The organism is Plantactinospora soyae (genome assembly GCF_014874095.1).
GTDB classification, from domain to species: domain Bacteria; phylum Actinomycetota; class Actinomycetes; order Mycobacteriales; family Micromonosporaceae; genus Plantactinospora; species Plantactinospora soyae.
In genome coordinates, this window is the sequence record NZ_JADBEB010000001.1 from 8,338,554 (window position 1) to 8,358,785 (window position 20,232).

General features: G+C 71.6%; 15 protein-coding genes and 1 tRNA gene. 5 read left to right on the forward strand and 11 right to left on the reverse strand.

From position 1 onward, the window contains the following. Nucleotides 1–43: 43 nt before the first annotated feature. On the forward strand, nt 44–2,518 hold the full coding sequence (locus H4W31_RS36490) for a beta-N-acetylhexosaminidase (protein WP_192770760.1): 2,475 nt from the start codon (nt 44–46) through the stop codon (nt 2,516–2,518). A gap of 19 nt (nt 2,519–2,537) precedes the next feature. Here the strand turns inward: H4W31_RS36490 and H4W31_RS36495 are convergent, their stop codons facing one another. The 11 genes from H4W31_RS36495 to H4W31_RS36545 all read right to left on the reverse strand — a co-directional run bounded on the left by H4W31_RS36495 (nt 2,538) and on the right by H4W31_RS36545 (nt 16,450). After that, on the reverse strand, nt 2,538–3,710 hold the full coding sequence (locus H4W31_RS36495; protein ID WP_192770761.1) for a vWA domain-containing protein: 1,173 nt from the start codon (nt 3,708–3,710) through the stop codon (nt 2,538–2,540). Next, nucleotides 3,707–4,888, reverse strand: coding sequence for an AAA family ATPase (locus H4W31_RS36500; protein WP_318783622.1), 1,182 nt, complete (start codon nt 4,886–4,888; stop codon nt 3,707–3,709). The genes H4W31_RS36495 and H4W31_RS36500 overlap by 4 nt, the downstream gene beginning before the upstream one ends. After that, entirely contained in the window at nt 4,875–6,569 is a 1,695-nt protein-coding gene (locus H4W31_RS36505; RefSeq protein ID WP_192770762.1) for an ankyrin repeat domain-containing protein, read from the reverse strand. Before H4W31_RS36505 ends, H4W31_RS36500 begins: the two co-directional genes overlap by 14 nt. Nucleotides 6,570–6,573: 4 nt before the next feature. After that, nucleotides 6,574–7,710: a leucine-rich repeat domain-containing protein gene (locus H4W31_RS36510; RefSeq protein ID WP_192770763.1), complete on the reverse strand. Its 1,137-nt coding sequence runs from the start codon at nt 7,708–7,710 to the stop codon at nt 6,574–6,576. Further along, a complete protein-coding gene (locus H4W31_RS36515; protein ID WP_318783623.1) occupies nt 7,707–9,152 on the reverse strand; it encodes an SDR family NAD(P)-dependent oxidoreductase in 1,446 nt (481 codons plus the stop codon). Before H4W31_RS36515 ends, H4W31_RS36510 begins: the two co-directional genes overlap by 4 nt. A gap of 24 nt (nt 9,153–9,176) precedes the next feature. Then, nucleotides 9,177–9,249: transfer RNA gene (locus tag H4W31_RS36520), tRNA-OTHER, on the reverse strand. Nucleotides 9,250–9,396: 147 nt separating this feature from the next. After that, on the reverse strand, nt 9,397–11,013 hold the full coding sequence (locus H4W31_RS36525; RefSeq protein ID WP_192770764.1) for an ankyrin repeat domain-containing protein: 1,617 nt from the start codon (nt 11,011–11,013) through the stop codon (nt 9,397–9,399). A 545-nt stretch (nt 11,014–11,558) separates the two neighbouring features. Then, nucleotides 11,559–11,915: a CU044_2847 family protein gene (locus H4W31_RS36530; protein ID WP_192770765.1), complete on the reverse strand. Its 357-nt coding sequence runs from the start codon at nt 11,913–11,915 to the stop codon at nt 11,559–11,561. Further along, nucleotides 11,903–15,427, reverse strand: a complete 3,525-nt coding sequence (locus H4W31_RS36535; RefSeq protein ID WP_192770766.1) for a serine protease — start codon at nt 15,425–15,427, stop codon at nt 11,903–11,905. Before H4W31_RS36535 ends, H4W31_RS36530 begins: the two co-directional genes overlap by 13 nt. 177 nt (nt 15,428–15,604) lie before the next feature. Continuing rightward, on the reverse strand, nt 15,605–15,913 hold the full coding sequence (locus tag H4W31_RS36540) for a hypothetical protein (protein WP_192770767.1): 309 nt from the start codon (nt 15,911–15,913) through the stop codon (nt 15,605–15,607). An 87-nt stretch (nt 15,914–16,000) separates the two neighbouring features. After that, on the reverse strand, nt 16,001–16,450 hold the full coding sequence (locus tag H4W31_RS36545; protein ID WP_192770768.1) for a carboxymuconolactone decarboxylase family protein: 450 nt from the start codon (nt 16,448–16,450) through the stop codon (nt 16,001–16,003). Nucleotides 16,451–16,533: 83 nt separating this feature from the next. Between H4W31_RS36545 and H4W31_RS36550 the strand changes: the two genes are divergently transcribed. The 4 genes from H4W31_RS36550 to H4W31_RS36565 all read left to right on the forward strand — a co-directional run bounded on the left by H4W31_RS36550 (nt 16,534) and on the right by H4W31_RS36565 (nt 20,158). Next, the gene (locus H4W31_RS36550) at nt 16,534–17,412 is read left to right on the forward strand and encodes a sigma-70 family RNA polymerase sigma factor (protein ID WP_192770769.1); all 879 of its coding nucleotides are present in this window, start codon (nt 16,534–16,536) and stop codon (nt 17,410–17,412) included. 51 nt (nt 17,413–17,463) lie between these two features. Continuing rightward, nucleotides 17,464–17,688 (forward strand): transposase, encoded by a 225-nt coding sequence (locus H4W31_RS36555; protein WP_192770770.1) that lies wholly within the window; start codon nt 17,464–17,466, stop codon nt 17,686–17,688. A gap of 626 nt (nt 17,689–18,314) precedes the next feature. Then, on the forward strand, nt 18,315–19,511 hold the full coding sequence (locus H4W31_RS36560; RefSeq protein WP_192770771.1) for a sensor histidine kinase: 1,197 nt from the start codon (nt 18,315–18,317) through the stop codon (nt 19,509–19,511). Further along, nucleotides 19,499–20,158, forward strand: a complete 660-nt coding sequence (locus tag H4W31_RS36565) for a response regulator (protein WP_192770772.1) — start codon at nt 19,499–19,501, stop codon at nt 20,156–20,158. Before H4W31_RS36560 ends, H4W31_RS36565 begins: the two co-directional genes overlap by 13 nt. Nucleotides 20,159–20,232: the final 74 nt, after the last annotated feature.

The following is a 20,232-nucleotide window of genomic DNA, read 5'->3' on the forward strand; positions in this document are numbered from 1 at the left end:
CGGCACCGGTGACGCCGCGCGACCCGGAGCAGGAGGGCGTGACATGCAGACGCCGGACCGGTCCACATCGTCCCGAAGCGGCCGCCCCGCCCGACCCCGCCCGGTACGGCTCGGCGCGGCGGCACTCGGGCTCACCCTCGTCGTCCAGACCGTCGTGCCGACCGGTCCGGTGGTGGCGACACCGGTGGCCCAGGCCGCAGCCGCACCCGCCGGGGCACCGCAGATCGTTCCGGTCCCGGTCTCCACGGTCGCCGTACCGGACGAGACCTTCACGGCCGGACCGGAGACCCGGATCGTCCTGGCCCCCGGCAGCGGGGACACCTCGACGCCGGCGCAGGCGCTGGCGGCGGTGCTGCGGCCGTCCACCGGCTACCCACTGCCGGTCGTGCACGACACCCCCCGAACCGGCGACATCACGCTCCGGCTGACCGACGCCACGGACCTCGGCGACGAGGGCTACCGGCTCGACGCGACCAGCGACGGCGTACGCATCGAAGCGGCCCGGCCGGCCGGACTCTTCTACGGCGTACAGACCCTGCGCCAGTTGCTTCCGCCGTGGGTCGAGAGCCGGACCGTCCAACCCGGACCGTGGACCGTCGCCGGAGTACGGATCAACGACGTCCCCCGGTACGGCTACCGGGGCGTGATGCTCGACATCGCCCGGCACTTCCACCCGCCGGCCGTGGTCAAGCGGCTGATCGACCAGGCGGCGGCGTACAAGGTCAACACGCTGCACCTGCACGTCGGGGACGACCAGGGGTTCCGGATCGCCATCGACGGCCGGCCCGAACTCACCGAGATCGGCGCCCAGTTCTCGATCAACAACGATCCGGGCGGCTTCTGGACCCAGGCCGAGTACGTCGACGTCGTCAACTACGCCGCGACGCGCTTCATGACCGTCATCCCCGAGGTCGACACGCCGGGCCACACGAACGCGATCATCATGTCGTACGCGGGTGACGAGGCGGATCCGGTGCTGCCCGACGTCAACTGCAGCAACCGTACGCCGCCGGTGTGGAACCTCACCGGTGCCGTCGGCTACAGCGCGCTCTGTCCGGAGAGCCCGAACACCTGGGCGATCCTGACCGACATCGTCACGCAGCTCAGCGCGCTGACCCCGGGCCCGTACTACCACTTCGGCGGTGACGAGGTGCCGGCCTCCGTACTGTCGCACGACCGGTTCGTCGACTTCGTCGACCGCAAGGCGGACCTCGTCGCGACACAGGACAAGATCGCGATGGGTTGGGCGGAGATCTCGCAGGGGAACTTCGACCGGCCCGGTGCGGCGCCCTCGGTCGCCCAGTTCTGGAACAACGGCAACCCGACCGGTGCCGGCGGCGACTCGGCGCGACGGGCCGTACAGAAGGGCATGAAGGTCGTCATGTCACCGGCCAACCACACCTATCTGGACATGAAGCAGTTCCCCGGCAGCCCGCTCGGGCTCACCTGGGCCGGCACGTTGGACGTGTCGCACTTCTACCACTGGTCCGGCACCAGCAGCGACCCGGGCAGCTACATCCCGGCCCGGACCGCGAACGGGGTCACCCTGCCGGCGGTGACCGACGCCGACATCCTGGGCGTCGAGTCGCCGATCTGGTCGGAGACGCTGCTCACCGGCGCCGACATCGAGTTCCAGGCCTTCCCCCGGCTGCCGGCGACGGCGGAGATCGGCTGGTCGCCGAAGACCCACCCCGACCGCACCCTCGACTCCTTCGTGAACCGGCTGGCCGGACACGGCCTGCGCTGGCAACTCCAGGGCACGAACTTCCACCCGTCGCCGCAGGTTCCCTGGCGGGTCGACGTGACGGCGCCGGACATCAGCGCCGCCACGCGTACCGTCGACGGCGTGATCGCCTCGGTCTCCGCGCCCGGCGCGACCCCGGAGCAGGTCACGGCGACGGTCGACTGGGGCGACGGCACCAGCTCGGCGGCGACCGTCAGCGGTACCCCCGGGACCGTCACCAGGGTCAACGGCCTCTACACCGCGACGGCGAGCCACCGATACGCCCGGGACGGCGTCTACCGGGCCACGGTGACCGCGACCCGGCCGGGCGGCGGAAGCAGCACCAGCGAGTTCACCGTGGTGGTGGAGACCTGCACCACGACCGTCTCCGGCACCCACCGGGGCCCGCTGATCGTCGGGGCCGGGGTCACCTGCCTGGCCGGCGCCACCGTCACCGGCCCGGTGACGGTCCGGCCGGGCGCGTCGCTGATCGCCTCGGCGGCGTCGGTCCGGGGACCGGTGAGCGCCACCGGCGCGGTCACGGTGGAACTGCTCGGCGGCTCCGTCGACGGCCCGGTGACCGTCGCCGGCACCCGGGGACAACTCGTCGTCGAGAAGGTACGGATCGGCGGGCCACTCGTCCTGACCGGCTCCGCCACCGACCCGGCACCGCTGGTCGCCGGCAATTCGGTACACGGCCCACTCGTCTGTAGCGGCAACACGCCCGCACCCGTCAACGGCGGCCTGGCCAACACCGTCCGGGGGCCGGTCACCGGGCAGTGCCGGGGCCTGTGACGCCACGTTCGGGACCGACCTAGTCGTCGATCTGGATGGTGGTGATCCACGAGGGGGGCTGCGGCGCGTTGCCCCCGATCAGTCCGGCGATCACCCGGGTCGACTCCAACGGTGCGTCCGGCCACGGCGTGTACCCGTCGGTCAGCACGAGAACGAAGTGCGGCCGTACCTTCAGCGCGTGGGACACCCCGACCCGCATGTCGGTACCGCCGCCGCCGGCGAGCTGCACCTCACCGACGGTGTGCACCCGGCGTACGACGTGCACGTCCGCGTCGCAGGACAACACGGTCACCCGGTTGCCGCCGATGCCGACCGCCCGGAGTACGCCCGAGACCTCGGCGAGCGCGGCAGCCAACTGCGCGTCCCCCATCGACCCGGAGGTGTCCACCACGATCGCCACCCGGGGCACCGGCTGACGCAGGCTCGGCAGCACCACTGTCCGCATCGCGGAGGACCGCCGGGACGGCCGGTGGTACGTGTAGTCCACCGCGCCGCTCGCCCAGGCCGCCGCCTCGCGTACCGCGCCGGTCAGGGCCCGACGCCAGTCGACCCTCGGCTCGAGGATGTCGGCGGCCCACCGCGCCCAGCCGGCCGGCACCGTCCCCCGGCTCCGGGTGTGCGCCCGTACCGCCTGGGCGGTGTCCCGGCGGATCGCACCGGCCTCGACCTCGCTGACGCCACCCGACGAGCCGGTCTCCCACGGCCGGCCGAGGCCGTGGGCGCCGGACCCGCAGTCGATGCCCTCGTGGCCCACGACGCTGGGCGGCAGCAACGGCAGGTACTGCTCGAACAGCAGTCCGTCGGGCAGCCCGAAGGTCTTCGGCTCGACCCGGTCGACCGGCAGCGGAAGCTGGTCCGCGAGGAGGTCGTCGTTGATCTCGCAGTCCTGTGCGACGTTGACCCGGAAGTGGTCGTGCCGCCCGGCGTCGGAAAGCTGGTCGGCCCGGCCGTGGTGGTCCCGCAGCAGGTGGGCGACCTCGTGGATCCAGACCGCGGCGAGCTGCGGGACCGGCAGCCGGTCGACGAAGTCCGGCGACACGTAGCAGCGCCAGCGTCGGTCCACGCCCATCGTCGGCACCTGCCGGGACTCGACGACAGTGAGGCTGAACAGCGCGGTCGCCAGGTACGGCCGGTCCTGCGCGGCCCGGAACCGGGCCGCGAGCAGCTTCGTCCGGTCGAGCCCGCCGGTCATCCCGGCAGGCGCCCGGACAGTTGCAGCACCTCGACGAACGCGTCGATGGCGGCGGGCACGGGCCAGGAGGTGTCGCGCAGCGCGGCGAGGTCCATCGCGGCCCGGGCGGCGACGTCCGGCACGCCGGCCTTGACCGCCTTCTCCAGCACAGCCCAGCCGGCCTCCCAGCGCTGCCGGTCGACGTCGGTCTGCACGGCGGAGATCACCGCGGTGAGGAACGCGAGCTGCCGGTCGCCGCGCTTGGGCAGCGCGAACGCCTCCGGGTTGGCGAGCACCCGCTCCGGATCGGGTAGGTCGAGGTTCTCCAGGTAGGTGACGAATTCGAGGCCGGCACCGTCGCCGACCGCGCCGATCACCGCGAGCGAGAGCGCCTCCGCGCCGGTACCGGCGCTGTAGTGGAACGCGAGCAGCCGCAGCACCATCTCCCAGGTACGCGGGGACGGCCAGGCTCCGCCGCGCGCCTCGGCATCGCCCGGCAGATGGTGGACGAGACCGGGCCGCGCGGTGAGGAAGCCGGCGATCGCACCACGCGCCTTCGCCAGCGCGGTCGAGGTGCGGGCCGGCTCGACGACCGGGACCGTCACCGCCGGCCAGGTGCCGGCGAGGCCGCGCACGACGGTCCGCGCGTCGTGGGTCCAGTGCAGGTGGACGAACCGGTTCGCGAGCGGCGGGCTTAGGTGCCAACCGTCGGCGGCGCTGGTCGGCGGGTTCGCCGCCGCCACGATCCGCACCGCGGGCGGCAACTGGAGGCTGCCGACCCGACGTTCCAGCACCACCCGGAGCAGCGCCGCCTGCACGGCCGGCGGCGCGGAGGAGAGCTCGTCGAAGAAGACCAACCCCGAGCCGGTACGGGCCAGCCGCACCGCCCAGTCCGGTGGAGCCATCGGTACGCCGTCGGTGGCCGGCGAGTCCCCGACGATCGGCAGCCCGGCGAAGTCGGACGGCTCGTGCACGCTCGCGATGACGGTTTCCATCGGCGTACCAAGACCGTCGGCGAGCTGCTGGAGGGTCGCCGACTTGCCGATGCCCGGCTCTCCCCACAGCAGCACCGGCAGGTTCGCCGAGACGGCGAGCGCCAGCGCCTCCACCTTCGGGTCGCGGGCCGGCTCCGTCCGCCACGCCCGGGTGGCGGCGACGAGCGCGTCGGCGGCGCGGAACGCCTGGTCAGTTGCCGTCACTGTCGGTCCAATCGTTGACGACGTCGCGGACGAGGATCGGCGGACGGTACTCCTCGGGAAGGTCCTCGTCGTCGCCGTACATCTCCGCCTTGTAGTCGGCCAGTCCGACGGCGGTCAGGCCGTCGCCGTCCGCCACCTGCGGGTCGGCACCCGCCTCCAGCAGCGCCCGGACCATCTGCGGAGTGCCGCCGTCGCCGATAGTGACGTGCAGCGCCGTCCGGCCCCGGCGGTTGGTCGCGTCTAGCGGCACCCCGGCCTCGATCAGGCGCCGGACCAGACCGCCGTCCCGGATCGCACGCATGTGGTGCAGCAGCGTTCCGCCCCGGCCGTCGGCCAGTCGTGGATCGAGACCCGCGTCCAACAGCGCGGCGAGCGCCGCCGAGCCCCCGTGCTGGACGCGTTGCAGCACCTCGCGACGCAGCTCCCGCAGTGGCCGAGGAAGCCGACCACCGGAGCCGCGCCACGCGTCCGCCACCGCGAAACACCCGGACACCGGGCCGCCGAGGGTACGGAGCACCTGCTCGCGGGCGATCTCGTCCGGGGTGTGCGACGTCAGGTCCAGCCGACCGTCCGCGTGCACCACCGTGTGCCACTCGCCTCGGCAGCGCACCGGCACGTCCCGGCGCAGGTCGAGGCGCTCGTCTCGGACCGGGAAGCCGCCGGGGGCATGTGGGAACAGCGCCTGCCGGACGAGCGGGTGCAGTTCGGTCGGGTCGAGCAGGCCGTGCCGGAGGAGTTCGAGGTCGACCGGACGGCTGTATACGACGCTCGCGAGCCGGCGGCAGCGGGAGAAGCGTTCCCGGTCGTAGCCGAGGAACGACGCCGCCGGTGTGGAGTCGGTGCGGCGGCCGAACCCCAGGGCGAACTGCCAGCCGTCGCCGACCAGGACTTCCGAGACCCCGTAACGGATGTGGAGGCGGGTCGACTCGGCGTCGAGCCCGACCGGAACCAGGGTGCCGGTCCAGGCGGAGTCGACCAACCCCCGCCGCCGCCGCTCGTCAGGGTCGGGCGGATCGAGGTCGACACCGGCGGCGGCCCAGGCGGAGACGAGGTCACCGGCGGCGATCCGCCGGTCGAACACCTCCGTCCGGCTCGCCGGATCGGCCAGGTCGACCCGGGTCGGGTACGCGTCGAACGGCCGGACCCGCCCGTCCGACTCGAAGCCGGGCATCCGGTGGGCGGAGCCACCGTAGGCCGCGGCGAGGCCGCCACGCAGGTGGGCGGGACTCCAGAACGTCGGCGGCAGGTCACGCCGGTGGCTGTCCCTCTCGACGGCCGGCCCGACGGTGAGGCGCAGCCACTGCGAGCCGTCGACCGTCCTCGGCACGTGCAGCACGAGGGCCGCATCGCTGTCCTGGATCCGGTCCTCGCGCACCGACAGCAGCCACTGCTGGTGGGTGGCGAGGCTGGTACGGCCGCCGAGCGTACGCGGCAGGTGCCAGCGCAGCAGGTCCGGCGCGAGCGCGGCGAGATCCGCCTCGACCAGCTCGGCCTGCCGGCGGCCGTGTTCGCGGGCCACCTCGGCGAGATCGAACCCGACGTCGACCCGACCCGCAGCCAGTCCCGCCCGCCAGTCGCCGGCCTCGCGTGCCGCCGTACACGCCTCGATCATCGGAGTCGGCACGGCGTACCGCCGGACTCGTTGCCAGACACGGATCTCGGGAAGGACGGGCTGGGTCATCGGGTCACCGGTAGACGCTGGCGATCGCCCGGATGTCCGGGTGCGGTTCGGTGACCGGTCGACCCGCGAGCAGGGTCGCCGCCTGGCGGCGCATCCGACGCGGAACGCCACCGTTGATGCCGAGGTATTCGAGCGTGGGGTGTCCGTCGAGGGCCGCGACGAGCAGCCGCGCCCCCCGCCCGCCGATCTCGGTACGACGTACGTCCAACCGGCGCAGCCGCGCCGTCGGCAGCGCCCCGGCGAGCGCCGCCGCACCCGCGTCGCCCAGCACGTTGCCGTACGCGCCGAGAGCCCGCTCCGACGGCGGCCTCGCGAGGTCCAGCGACTGCCACGCCGCCAGGTGCTCGGCCAGCGCCGCCACCCCGACCGGGGTCACCCCGTTGCCGCCCAGCCCGAACGTCATCTCCACCCCGTCCGCGAGTACGGCCAGCGCGGCGACACCGGCATCGCCCAGGTGGTTCGCGGACAGGTACAGCTCGCGGATCCCTGCCTCGTGGACGAGCACGCCGAGCGTCGGTACGGCATCCGGACCGAAGCCGTTGCCACCGAGGAACAGTCGTTGCAGCTTCTGCTTCCGCGCGGCGAGCACCTCGGCGAGTACGCCCAGCCCGCGCCCGCTCATACCGACGTTCACCAGGTCGAGGGTCCGGATCGTGGAGTTCGCCGCGAGCGCTGTCGCCAGCCGGGCGACGCCGTCGTCGCCGATCGGGTTGCGCTTGAGCCAGAGCGCCCGGACCGTCTCGTCGTGCGCGATCCGGGTGGCGAGCGCGTCGACCCCGGTCGGGTCGATCCGGTTGCAGCCCAGGTAGAGCGTCTCCACCCGGTGCCCGGGACGCAGCGCGTCGGCGACCGCCCGGGCACCGTCCGCGCCGAGCCCGTTGGTGCCGAGCAGCAGGTGCCGGACCAGCGGCGAGCCGACCGCGGCGGAGACGATCCGGGCGGTCTGCACCGGCCCGATGCCCTGCTTGCAGAGGTCGAGCCGGCCGTCTGCCTGTACGGTCCCGCGCGGGAACACCTCGGGGTCGCCGACCGCGTCCGGCACGCCGAGGCGTACCAGCAGGGGGTCGAAGTCGGCCGGATCGGCGAGCCCGGCGCCCGGGTCGGCGATGACCGGGCAGCGCACCGGCGTCGGTTCGGTCACCAGGGCACACTCCGATAGTCCTTGAGGAACTGGCCGCTCACCGGCTCACCACGCATCCCGCGCACAATCGGGTCGTAGACCCGGGCGGCGCCGTCGATGACGTCGAGCGGTGGCCGGAAGCCGTTGTCGCGCTGCGCGGTTTTGCTCTGATGTGGACGCTCGTCGGTGACCCAGCCGGTGTCCACACTGTTCATCTGGACGCCGCTGCTCGCGTAGTCCGCCGCGACCGTCCGGACCAGCATGTTGAGCGACGCCTTCGCCATGTTGGTGTGCGGATGGCGGGGGGTCTTGCCGGACCGGGAGTAGCTGCCCTCCATCGCCGAGACCTGCACGACGTGCCGCTGCGGATGGGCGCTCGCCTCCATCAGCGGCCGCAACCGGGAGGTGAGCAGGAACGGTGCGAACGCGTTCACGACGTGCGCCTGCAACCACTCGTGCGGGCTCACCTCCGCGTCCCGCAACACCCATGAGTTGACCTCGCGCAGGTCGAGCTGCTGGCCCGTCTCGTCGACCCGGCCGGCCGGGAAGAACGCGTCCAGCACGGACGGCAGCCCCGCCGGGGTCGCGGAGGCCGGCGCGACGCCGATCGCGATCCGCGCCGCCGGCCCGTCGAGGGCCGCCGACTCGCCGGCCCGGACCTCGCGGTGGTACGCCTCCGGCCGGTACAGCGTCTGCGCGGCGTTGTTCACCAGGATGTCGAGCCCGGCGAAGCGCCGCCCGACCAACCCGACGAAGTCGAGCGTGCCCGGCAGGTCGAGCAGGTCCACCCCGTGCAGGTAGAGCCGGTCGGCCCAGTCGTCGAAGTCCGGCACGGCGGCGTAGCGGCGGGCCGCGTCGCGCGGAAACCGGGTCGTCACGATCACGTCGGCGCCGTCCCGCAGCAGCTTCAACGCGGTGTGGAAGCCGATCTTCACCCGACCTCCGGTGACCACCGCGGTACGGCCCGACAGGTCGCAGCGGGCGTGCCGACGGAGCCGGTTCTCGTCGGCGCACGGTTGGCACATCAGGTGGTAGTCGACGTCGACCTCCCGGTACGCCGACTTGCAGACGTAGCAGAGCCGGGACCGGACGAGCGAGCCGACGGCGGTCCCCGGAGTACCCGCCGGCCGTCCGACGGTCACGGCCGCCGGGGCGGTGTCCGGGATCTCCGAGTGGAAGCGGGTCGCCTCCGCGAGCAGCGCCCGGTCCGCCGCGCGGGTCCGCTCGTCCCGGCGGGACTTCGCGCGCCGCTTCACGCCCCGGTACGCCGTCGCCACCGCCCGCTCGAGCTCCTGCCGGGTGGCGTCGTCGAGGTCGGTGTCGTCGAGGCGGGCGAGCACGGCGACGCAGGCCTGCACCGTGGCCCGGTCGACTGTGCCCGTGGCCCGGTTGACCGGGGCGTCGCCGCCCTCGACGGCGACACCGCCCGCCGCGGCGGCAACGGTGCCCTCCTCGACGGACACGACGCCTCCCTCATCGGATGTGGGCGAGACCGGCCGGATTCGAACCGGCGTCCTCCAGCTTGCTGTCAAGGCGCGTCGACCTCTGCGCTACGGCCTCGCCGCGCGGCAGCATATCCAGAACCACCGACAGACTTCCCAGCCGGTGGCCCTACCTGCCGGCCGGCCTACCTCCCGCTCGGCAGCCCTACCTCCCGCTCGGCAGCCCTACCTCCCGCTCGGCAGCCCTACCTCCCGCTCGGCCGCCCTACCGGTTGACCGCCACCCGGCCGGTTGCCTTCCGGAACTGGGCGAGCAGATCGTCGGGGGTCCGGCCCAGCGCGTCCACGGCGTCCGGGTCGGCACCCTCGGCGACGAGCGCCGCCATCACCTCCGTGGCCCCGTCTGCGGCGGCGCGGTGCGACGGGGTGCCGCCGCTGCGGTCGCGCTCGTCGACCGACAGCCCGGCGGCGACGAGGAAGGGCAGCACCCGGGTGTGGTCGAGATGGTGCAGCCAGTGCAGGAGCGTGCCGCCCTCACCGTCACGGAGACCGGGATCGAGGCCATCGGCGAGAATCCCGAGCAACGTGTCGGTGTCGCCGTGGAACGCGAGCGCGAAGAAATCCCGCCGGATCAGTCGGATCTGCTTGGGCACCGGCGTCACCCCGGTACGCCAGGCCCGTACCGCCGCCGCGCATCCGCTGAGCGGGCCACCGAGGCTGGCGAGCACGAACTCACGGCGGATCTCCTCCTCAGTGTGCCGCAGGGTGCCGATCCGACCGCCGACCAGGTCCACCACGTGCCAGTCAGACCCGCACCGGACCCGGATCACCGGACGTGCCGACTGGGTCGGGGCGGACCAGGTCTGGGACCGGTCGGGGAACAACGCCTCGTGTACCAGTGGATGCAGTTCGTCCGCGCGCAGCGATCCCCACCGCAGCAGGGCGGCGTCGACCGGCGCCCGCACCCCGAATGCGTACGGCCCGCCGCCCTGGTCGTCCCGGGTGATTCGCCGTACGGTCAGCCCGCCGTCCCGGGGCGACTCGATCCGGCTGAGATTGCTGGCGGAGTGCAGCGAACGGCGCCGGTAGCGGTGGAACAGTCGCCGGGCTTCGGCCACCAGCACCGGCAGCTCCACCGCCAGGCGCGCAAGCTCCCGTTCGCGCCACGGATAGCCGCCGTACCAGGACTTCGGCTCGGTCGTGTCGACGGTGAGCCCGGCCGCCCCGTACGCCTCGATCCAGCGCTTCGCCCCGAGCAGTCCGCTGATCGTCTCCACCTCGGCGGCACGGTCGGCGGGCTGCTCCGCCGGGATCGGGGCACCCGGCGGGTACGGGCTGCCGTCGGCGGTGTGCCAGGCGAGTCGGGTGGCCGACGCCCCGTACGCCCAGCGCCGGGCGGCGACCGCGTCCGCGTGCCAGCACCAGTCCGGCAGGTCGTACCAGCTTCGCCGCAGTTCGCCGACGCCGGTGACCCGCAACACGATGCGCTGGCGGCCCCTTGGCCGGTCGGGCAGCGCCGCGACCAGGACCGGGGTGGCCGGCCTGAGCCAACCCGACGACATCCGGAACGGCGTCGCCAGCCGGGAGAGCACGATCTGGGCGCGCGGGACCAGGGCCAGCCGGTCGGTACGCGGGGCGAACAGCCGCAGCAGATCCGGGGCGAAACCGAGCAGGTCGGCCTCGATCCTGGCTGCCTCGTCGGCGCCGTACCGGGACGCCACGTCGCGCAGGTCCACGTGCAGGTCCACGTGCCCGGCCGCGCAGGCGCCCCGCCAGTCACCGCTGGAACGTCGCGCGGTGCAGGCCGCCACCATCGCCGGTGGTGCCAGGTACGCCGACTCCCGTACGTGCTTTTCGCGCTCGCGCCGACGTTCCACGTCCACCTTCTCGCCGTACCGGGAGCGGACCGGCCGGATTCGAACCGGCGTCCCCCTTTACCAACTGTCACCCTCTCAGACTTGTCATCGTTGGTCGAATTCTGGTGTTGAGCTGCACAGACGCTGTAATGCATTGATCGCGGCTTGTCACTGGTAGTCAACTTGGGCAGGGGTTTCCGGGGGGGGGTAAGCGGGGGGCCTTGCCCGGTGCCGTCAGCGAGCGGATCCTGGCGCAGGTTGACGCCCGGGGAGGTGCGGAAGCGGTCGACGGCAGGGGGCTCGGTCACGTCCGCGCAGGTGGTGTAGGAGACGACCTTCGCGGGATCCGGTTTCCGGCGGCGCTGGTTGCGACGGCGTTTGGTGCGGAACTGAGCTGAAAACGAAAATGGTGTGGGGTTGCCTGATGCATATTCCGACACGGAGGTCGCCAGCGGTGGCGATGTGCCGGTGCGGGTACGGTGAGGTCCCCGCGAAACTCCAGGTGGCTAACGACGCGACTAGTGACGAGGTCGTGAACGACCTCTGCTGGCCCACGTCGCTCCACCGGCAGGTCAGTCCCCGTCCACGTTACCCGCGTCGGCGGGTTCGGTGCCCGGCCGTCGCCAGGTGAGGTAGACCTTCAGGTTGCCCTCAGCGGCGGTTTTGGCGATCACCGCCCCGGCCTCGGTGGTCAGTTTGACCCCGAACTCCAGTTGGATCTCGTCGGGTTGCGTGTCCATCTCGCGGAACCGGGTCAGCGCCACCGAGGCCGCAGCGCGCACATGACTGAGGGCGGTACCGAAGGACGTGGTGGCAGCCTCGACCACGTCTGCGGTCCGGGACACGGGTGAGATGTCGGGGCCGTCCGCGTCCACCTCAACCAGCACGAAATCTACTCCGTCCAGGTCGAACCGCTTCAGCTCGGACACAGATCCTCCTGATAGGCGTCTCGCGGCACGAGTGGTCGCACTGCGTCGTCGGTATTCGGGTCTGCGAGCACGACACAGAGGCGGTCCATCACGTCGGATGCCGAATCGCGGCGTGAGGTCCGGGAATCCTCGCCCAGCCGTTGCAGCGGCGGCGGCTTCCCGGATGCCGGTAGCACCACCCCGATCGTGCTGGTATGCATCAGCACGATCGGCCCGTCGACGCCCCTACCCAGTGACACGACCGCTCGCCATCCGCTGCCATATCGATAAGAGTCGGTGCGGATGCCCGTGGGCAGCGACCAGATGGTCACCTGTGGCTGCAGCTCGGCCATCCTTTTGATATCGGTATCGGTGACATCGCGCACGCCGGTCCGCCAGGAGAGTGTCAGCACAGATCCGATGGCGTCCAGCGCGATGGACCCGTTGCGTTCCTCCGAGTGCAGGGTGAGCAACGGCGCGACAGGGCGCAGCGATGCGGTGTCAAGGACCCTCACCCGCGCCCGCTCGCCCCCACGGTCGCGGATCGTGACGGCAACCGTGCTCCAGTCCGCGCTCATCGCCACGTCGCTGATTCCGTCGGCCACCACCTGTCGGGTGGTCGCGCCGGTGAGCCTGACGGAGGTGAGCGCGATCTGCTGTCTAACAACGCCGGACTCGTCCGCGGGGGCCTCGACGAGCAGGGCGCTGTGACCACCAGGGCCGAGCCAGAAAGACCCGATCAGGCTGCGCCAGGGCAGGGTGAACCGACCGCGTTCGGCACCGGTACGCAGGTCTCGCAGAACGATCGTGTTCAGCGTCGAGTCCGGTGCGCCCGGCGTGGGGCTGCCCGGCACCAGCATGGCCAGCACTTCACCGGTCGGGTCGATGCTCAACGCCCGGACCCGCAGCGCGCTCTCCACGCCGCCCAGCGTCACCGCGCTGTCCACCCGGCGCTGTCGCGCGTCGTAGACGACGAGACAGCCCAGCCACTGGGTCAGGGACGTCGGCCGGCACGTCGGGTAGTCGGCCGGGTCGGGCTTCGGCAGCCCGTCGGAGTCCACCGGCGCATCGGTGCGCAGGGTTGGCACCACCGACTGCAGGAAGGCCACCTGGCTGCCGTCCCGGCTGATGGTTGGGCCCGTGCTGGTGACGTTCCCGATGGACAGTCGGGTGAGGGCGTCGTCGCGCCGGACCTGGTCGGTGAGACTCCACAGCGCGGGTCGGCCGCCGGCGTCGATGGTGACAAGCGCTCGACCGTCGGCACTGACCTGCCGGGAAAGATCAGTGCCGAACCAGTCCCCCCGGGGCGGTTCGGGCGCTGCGGACGTGGCTGACGATTCGCTTCCCTGGGCGGTCCCGCGTCCGTAGCGGGGCAGCAGCGCGTCGATGCCGTCGTGGCGGTCGGGCCGGTTCAGCCCGAAGTCCACGTCCGGGTCGGTGCGCCAGGCCCGCAGGGCCAGTTGGTGGGCGCCGTAGCTGTCGGTGGTTCGTCGGGCGGCGGCCTTGGCGGCCAGGTCCTGGGCTGCGATCTCCGCGCGTTGCTCGGCCGTGGTGCGCCAGGTGACCGTGAGCAGGCTCAGCACCACGGCCAGCGTCACAGCGACCGCTGTCACGCGTCGCAGTCGCCGTCGCCGGCTGTCGGTGATGAAGCCTCGTTCGGCAGCGGTGAGCTGGTCGCCGTGCGTGGCCGCCCAGCGGCCGGCCTCGCGCAGGTCCGCCCCGGTCAGCCACCGCTGTGCCGCCCCCTTGCCGGATGCACTGGCCATGCGTAGCCGCAGCAGATCCTGCCAGATGCGGAACTCACGGTGCTGCTCGACGAGCGTGCGCAGCCGTTCCCAACGGGTCACCAGCGATTCGTGGGCGAGTTCCACCCCGGGCACCGCGCCGGCCGCGCGCAGCACCAGGAGCCGGGTCGTGGCCAGCCGCTGGGCGACGGCCAACAGCGCGTCGTCCAGATCGCCCAGGACGGCGGTACGGCGCACCGACAGGTTCGACTCTGGCAACGGCCGAACAAGCTGCACCAGCAACCGTTGCGCCGCGTCCCGGGCGGACGGGTCGAGGGCGTCCCACACCTGCTCCGCGTAGTCGACCAGCGCACCGCGCACGCCGCCCAACGCGTCGTACGCGTGGTGGGTGAGTGATCCGCTCTGCCGGCGCTGCCACAGCTCGGTCAGGGTGAACTGCACCAGCGGCAGCGGATTCGGCGTGTCGCGGACGTCCTCGATAACCCGGTCGGCGAGACCCGGCTCGGCGCCGACCGTGCCGACACGAGCCAGCGGGCCCTCGATCACCTCTCGGAGCTGGTCGGGGGTGAGTTCGGCGACGGTCGCCGGCAGCCAGCCGGCGGCCAGCTCCGCCATTCCCGGGTCGCGCAGGACGGCGCCGAGGAAGGTGTCCTGCACCGCCAGCACGACCGAGACCCGCGCGGCCGGACGTAGGGCGGTGCGCAGGACCTCGACCAACGCGCGTCGGGCCGCGGAGGGCTGGGTGGACACCTCCTCGAACTGGTCCACGACCAGCACCAGGCGGTCCACGCCAGCGGCGGCCGACACCGCCGCCAGCGCGTCTGCGGGGGCCTGAGCCAACCCGGCGGCCAGACGCCCAGCCCGGTCGAGCCGGGCGGAGGGGGCAGGGTCGGCGTCGGTGAGCCGGTCGAGCGCCAGGGCGAGGGCGTGCAGTGGGGTTTCCGCGTCGCCGGGGCGCAGCACGGCGACACCGAGGCGCGGCTGGTCACGCAGCCGCGGGAGGACCCCGGCGTGCAGCAGAGAGGATTTGCCCACGCCGGACGGCCCGACCAGACAGAGCACCGGTACGGTCGTCGCCTGCTCGGCGAGCTGGCGCGCCTGCTCCGTGCGGCCGAAGAACCGTTCGGCGTCCTCTTCGCCGAAGGCCCGAAGGCCCCGGAACGGATTGTCGCTCTCGGCCGCCCGGGACAGCTCCGGCCACGCCGACAGCAGCCGGTCGGTGGGCACGAGGTAGCCGATCCTCGGCGGGGCTCCCCTGACCCTTTGGACCACCATGCCGACCACGGCGTCGACCTCGGTGTCCCACACCGGCGAGCCGGAAAAGCCCTTGTCCAGGGTCGAGGGACGCCGGTCGTCGCTGAGAATCTCCACCCAGCCGGTGGCGACGCTGCCTCCGGTACGGCCGTACGCCCAGCTGCCCAACTCCAGCCTGCGCGGAAACCCAACCATGACGAGCCGCGCGTCGGACAGTGCCCGGTGCCGCGCGAATGACAACGGTCGAGCCTGCTCCGGCGCGGGGTCGATCAGACGGAGACCGGCGACGTCGCCACTGTTATCGGCCCCAGCGGGCTGCCAGGCAACCACCTCGGCGCGGTGACGGCGGCCCGGTGCGAGCAGCGGAAAGTCCACCTCGACGCGGCCGGTGAGCGACGGGGTGTCGGACGGATGGCCCAGCACGTCGGCCACCACGTGGGCCGCCGTGAGCAGGTAGGTCGGCCCGGCGAGGAAGCCCGCGCCGAATGGGGTGTCACCACGCCAGAGACGAACCAGGGCTGCCTCGATCGGCATCTGGTGCGCCTCGCGCACAGTCACTGCGCCCCCAGCGGGTCGTCGGTGGCCCGCGTCGCCTTCGGACCTGGGTCCATCATGCCTGTCCAAGGCAATCAATGTGATGCCGCAGTGACGGCATGCTCCCGAACCTGTTGGCCGACTGGTGCTCGGATGCCGCAGTCCGGTGGGTTGGGGTCAGCCGAGCGCCGTAGCCCGCCCGGCGCCGCTGGCCGAATCGAATGTGGTGCACGTCGGCCATGGTGGAACCTCGGACTTCCCGCTCCAGGTCAGATGAACCAGTGCCCATCGGTCGCCGAACCTGAGCAGCACATCATCGCGGTCGTCGGACCGCCCGACGACGCTGAATGCCATGCCGTACAGCGCATGGCCAGGCGAGACTTCGCGGAGCAGTTCCTGGGTGACCGCCTGGACCTGAAGTCGCTCGGCGTCGCCCGGGCCGCGCAGATCCCGCCAGGGATGGGCAACGACCACATCGTCAGGCACGGCGGCATCCTGCCATGCCCCCGCCTGGGCGGCGTCATCCCGTGACGTTAGGAAGGCGCGGCCTCCGCGGATGACGCCCCGCCCGCCTTAGCAGGTCTTGCCGGCCTGCTCCCGGACCGTGCGGTTGACCCGGTTGAAGAAGTTGGTCATCGCGATCTCCAGGATGATCGCGCCCAGCTGCTCCTCGCTGAAGTGGTCGGCGGCAGCGTCCCAGATCTCGTCGGTCACGCCCGGTGCGCCGTCCTGAAGCCGGGTAGCGGCCTCGGTCAGGGCGAGGGCCGCCCGCTCCTCCTCGGTGTAGAAGGGCGTCTCGCGCCACGCGACCACGTTGTGCAGCCGCTCGTCTGTCTCACCGGCCTTTTGCGCCGACTCGATCGAGGCGAAAATGCACGGGCTGCAGCCGTTGATCTGGCTGGTACGCAGATGAACCAGCGACAGCAGGCGCTTGTCTACGCCCCCGGTGTGAATCGCCTTGTAGAGGTGCTGGATCGCGGTGATCACGTCGGGGTTCGCCGGGCCGTTCATGCGTGCTTCCATTGGTGTTGCTCCTTCATCGGTTACCTGAGCCCCTTCGGGCCCGTCATCACCCATGACGGAGCAGAGCCGAGGAAGGTAACAACATGTCCGACACCAGCCCGGCGGAGCCGATGGCCGAGGCGTTCGAAGCCCAGCGTGACCGGCTGCGCGCAGTCGCCTACCGCATGCTCGGATCGCACGCCGACGCCGAGGACGTGGTCCAGGAGGCCTGGCTGCGCCTCTCCCGCCAGGACGGGGCGACCATTCACAACCTCGCCGGCTGGCTGACCACGGTGGTCGGCCGGATCAGCCTCGACGTCCTGCGATCGCGCCAAGCCCGCCCGGAGGCGTCCTACGACGACCGCCTGTCCGAGCTCGTGGTGACGCTCGACGACAGTCCTGTTCCCGAGGACGACGCAGTGCTCGCCGACTCGGTCGGGCTCGCGCTGCTCGTCGTCCTGGAGTCGCTCGGGCCGAGCGAGCGGTTGGCGTTCGTGCTGCACGACCTGTTCGCGGTGCCGTTCGACGAGATCGGCCAGATCCTCGGCAAGTCCACCGCCGCCACCAAGATGCTCGCCAGCCGTGCCCGCAGGAAGGTACAGACGACCGATCGGCCGACCGGCGTCGGACGGGAGCAGCGAGAGGTGGTCCAGGCCTTCCTGGCGGCGGCTCGCCGCGGCGACTTCGAGGAGTTGCTGCGGGTACTCGACCCCGAGGTGAAACTGACCGTCGACATCCCCTCCGGCGTAGTCGTCACCCTCGGCGCCACCAAGGTCGCAGCCGGCGCGCAACTGTCCGCCAGCACAGCCGCACAGGGACGGGCGGTGCTCGTCGACGGCCTCCCGGGGATCATCTCCTGGCGCGAGGACGGCACCCCGCTCTCGGTCCTCGCGTTCACCGTCGTCGACGGCCGCATCACCAACATCGCGGTCGTGATCGACCCGGCCAAGCTCGCGCTGATGGACCTGCCGGATCCGGCGTAAGTCCTGCCGGGGCAGGACCGCGCACTGCTGGGCACGGTTCGTCCGCGCAACGTGGTCGGCAAAACCCGCCGCCGGCTGGCCTCCGAACTGATCGGCGAACTCATCGTCATCGACAAGAAGATCAAGACCACGAAACAGGAACTCACCGACCTGGTCAACAGCACCGGAAGCCAGCTGATGGATTTGACTGGAATCGGACCGTCCGGCGCCGGCCGCCTGCTCGGCGACATCGGCGATATCGCCCGATTCGCCAGTCGCGCCCACTTCGTCTCGTGAACGGCACCGCACCGATCGACGCATCGTCCGGCGACCAGAGCCGGGAACCGGCGCATCAACCGGGCGCTGCACATCATGGCCATCGTCCAGCTGCGCCGTGACACCGAAGGCCGCCGCTACTACCGGCGCAGACTGGCCGCGGGCAAGACCCCGATGGAGGCCCTACGGCACTCAAGCGGCGGCTGTCCGACATCGTCTACCGGCAGATGGCGGCCGACGCGAAGCTAGTTGGGACGGGTCTCGGAGGAAACGTGGGGCGACTCTGCATTCCAGCGCGGCCGACCTGAACCCCGGGATCGACACTTCGGAAAAGTCACTTTCCGGACCCGCCGAACCCCAGCCTAGAACATCCCTCTTGATCATCACTTGACACAAAGGGGTGCCAGAAGCGCACGCTGATCTTGGCGCCGTGGCACGCATGCTCTCGTTTGGCTGGCGCTCTCGGATGTCGCGGTGGATGATGCCGAACTGGTTGAGCTGTGTTCTTCGTTACGTCGCTCCCTGATCTGCTTCGTCGCTGGCCGGCCGCCGGCCGGGTGTCATGGCATGGGCGGTGGCCATCGGGCAGACTCGGCGTCGTGTCGGCAAGGCGAGCATCCCCGGGGGGTACAGGAAAACGACATCCTGTGACCTCGGATCGACGGTGGGTACGGGTGCGGCGTGGCGGGGTCTACCTGCTGGGCGCATTGGTCTCCGGGGTCGCCACGGTGCTCGCGCTGCCGCTGCTGTGCATCCCGCGGTTCGCCCGGCTCTGGGCGAACTGGCACCGTGGCCGCGCTGGCCGGTTGCTCGGCGCGCCGTTTGCATCGCGTCCTGCTCTGCACGCGACGGGACGCCGAGCATGGGCCGATCCGGTCACTGGCCGCACCTCCCGCGCGCTGCTCTGGCTGCCGGTGAACGCAATAACAGGGGTGGCGTTCGGCCTGCCCGCGCTGTTGTGCGTGGGCAACATCGTCGTTGCCGTGATCGCCACACCGCTGTGGTGGGCGTTCGGGCTGGAGGACCGGCCGCGGCTTTTCATCGACGTTGCGGTGACCGGCTGGGCGACTGCCGTCACCCTCGGTCCGCTGCAGATCCTCTTGCTCACTGCACTGGCGTACGTGGGCTTCCCGCCGATCGCTCGCGCGCACGCGCGGATCTGCCTGGTGGTGCTGTCGGACTCGACGGACGAACAGCTCGCCGAACGGGTCGCCGTGTTGACTCGCACCCGCGCGGACGTGCTCGACGCGCACGGCGCGGAGCTGCGCCGGATCGAACGCGATCTGCACGACGGCACCCAGGCCCGACTGGTGGCCATCGCGATGCGGCTGGCCGTGGCCCGGCAGGCGTTCTCCGACAATCCGCAGGACGAGCAGTTCGTGGAAGAACTTCTTCGGGACGCACACGAAGGAACCGAAGAGGCGATGACCGAACTGCGCGAGGTGATCCGATCCGTCTATCCGCCGATTCTCGCCGACCGGGGCCTGGACGGTGCCCTGACGGCCGTGACCACCGGCTGCGGGGTGCCGACTCGGCTGGACATCGACGACCTCGAACGGGTATCGCCCGCCGTGGAGGCCGTCGTCTACTTCGCCGTCGCCGAGGCACTCACCAACGTCACCAAACACAGCCAGGCGACCGCGGCCGGCGTACGGGTCAGCCGCACGGCGGACCGGTTGTCGGTGCTGATCACTGACAACGGTACCGGCGGCGCCGACGATCGGCAGGGCACCGGCATAGCCGGCATCCGTCGCCGAGTACTCGCGCTCGACGGCACCGTCGAGGTCGACAGCCCGGCCGGCGGGCCGACAGCCATCACCGTGGAGCTGCCATGCGGGTGGTGATCGCCGAAGACAACGTGCTGCTGTCCACCGGACTGGAACTGCTGCTGGGGCGCGCGGGTTTCCAGATCGTCGCCATCGCCGACGACGCGGCGGGCTTCCTCGCCGCCGTGCGAAAGCACCGGCCCGACGTCACGATCGTCGATGTCCGGCTGCCGCCGTCGTTTCGCGACGAAGGAATCCGAGCCGCCCTGCAGGCCCGCCGAGAGCACCCCGGCCTGCCGGTCTTGGTGCTGTCGCAATACGTCGAGCAGCAGTACGCCGCCGAACTGCTCTCCACCACCGGCGGCGGCGTCGGCTATCTCCTGAAGGACCGGGTCAGCCGGGTGGACGGGTTCGTCGACGCGCTGCGCCGCGTCGCCGCCGGTGGTACCGCAATGGACCCCGAGGTCATCGCGCAGCTCGTCCAACGCGCCGGCGACCCGATCGCCGCCCTCACTCCCCGCGAACGCGAGGTGCTCGCATTGATGGCACAGGGTCACGACAACAACGCGATCGCTGCGCAGCTGGTCATCACCGACAACGCTGTCCACAAGCACATCGGCAACATCTTCGCCAAGCTCGGCCTCACCGTGACCGACAGTGGCCATCGCCGCGTCCTCGCCGTCCTTGCCTACCTCAACGCCGCGGGCCAGATGAGCGGTCGCTGATCTGGCCCCGTCTCCATCGTTGACCACTCGCGAACGCCGATCGCATCGACGGGGCTGCGACCGCATGACAATCC

Coding starts and splice junctions, on each gene's coding strand:
- H4W31_RS36490 (WP_192770760.1), top strand. CDS start 44: ATGCAGACGCCGGACCGGTCCACATCGTCCCGAAGCGGCCGCCCCGCC.
- H4W31_RS36565 (WP_192770772.1), top strand. CDS start 19,499: ATGCGGGTGGTGATCGCCGAAGACAACGTGCTGCTGTCCACCGGACTG.
- H4W31_RS36495 (WP_192770761.1), bottom strand. CDS start 3,710: ATGACCGGCGGGCTCGACCGGACGAAGCTGCTCGCGGCCCGGTTCCGG.
- H4W31_RS36545 (WP_192770768.1), bottom strand. CDS start 16,450: ATGGAAGCACGCATGAACGGCCCGGCGAACCCCGACGTGATCACCGCG.
- H4W31_RS36535 (WP_192770766.1), bottom strand. CDS start 15,427: ATGCCGATCGAGGCAGCCCTGGTTCGTCTCTGGCGTGGTGACACCCCA.
- H4W31_RS36505 (WP_192770762.1), bottom strand. CDS start 6,569: ATGACCCAGCCCGTCCTTCCCGAGATCCGTGTCTGGCAACGAGTCCGG.
- H4W31_RS36550 (WP_192770769.1), top strand. CDS start 16,534: ATGTCCGACACCAGCCCGGCGGAGCCGATGGCCGAGGCGTTCGAAGCC.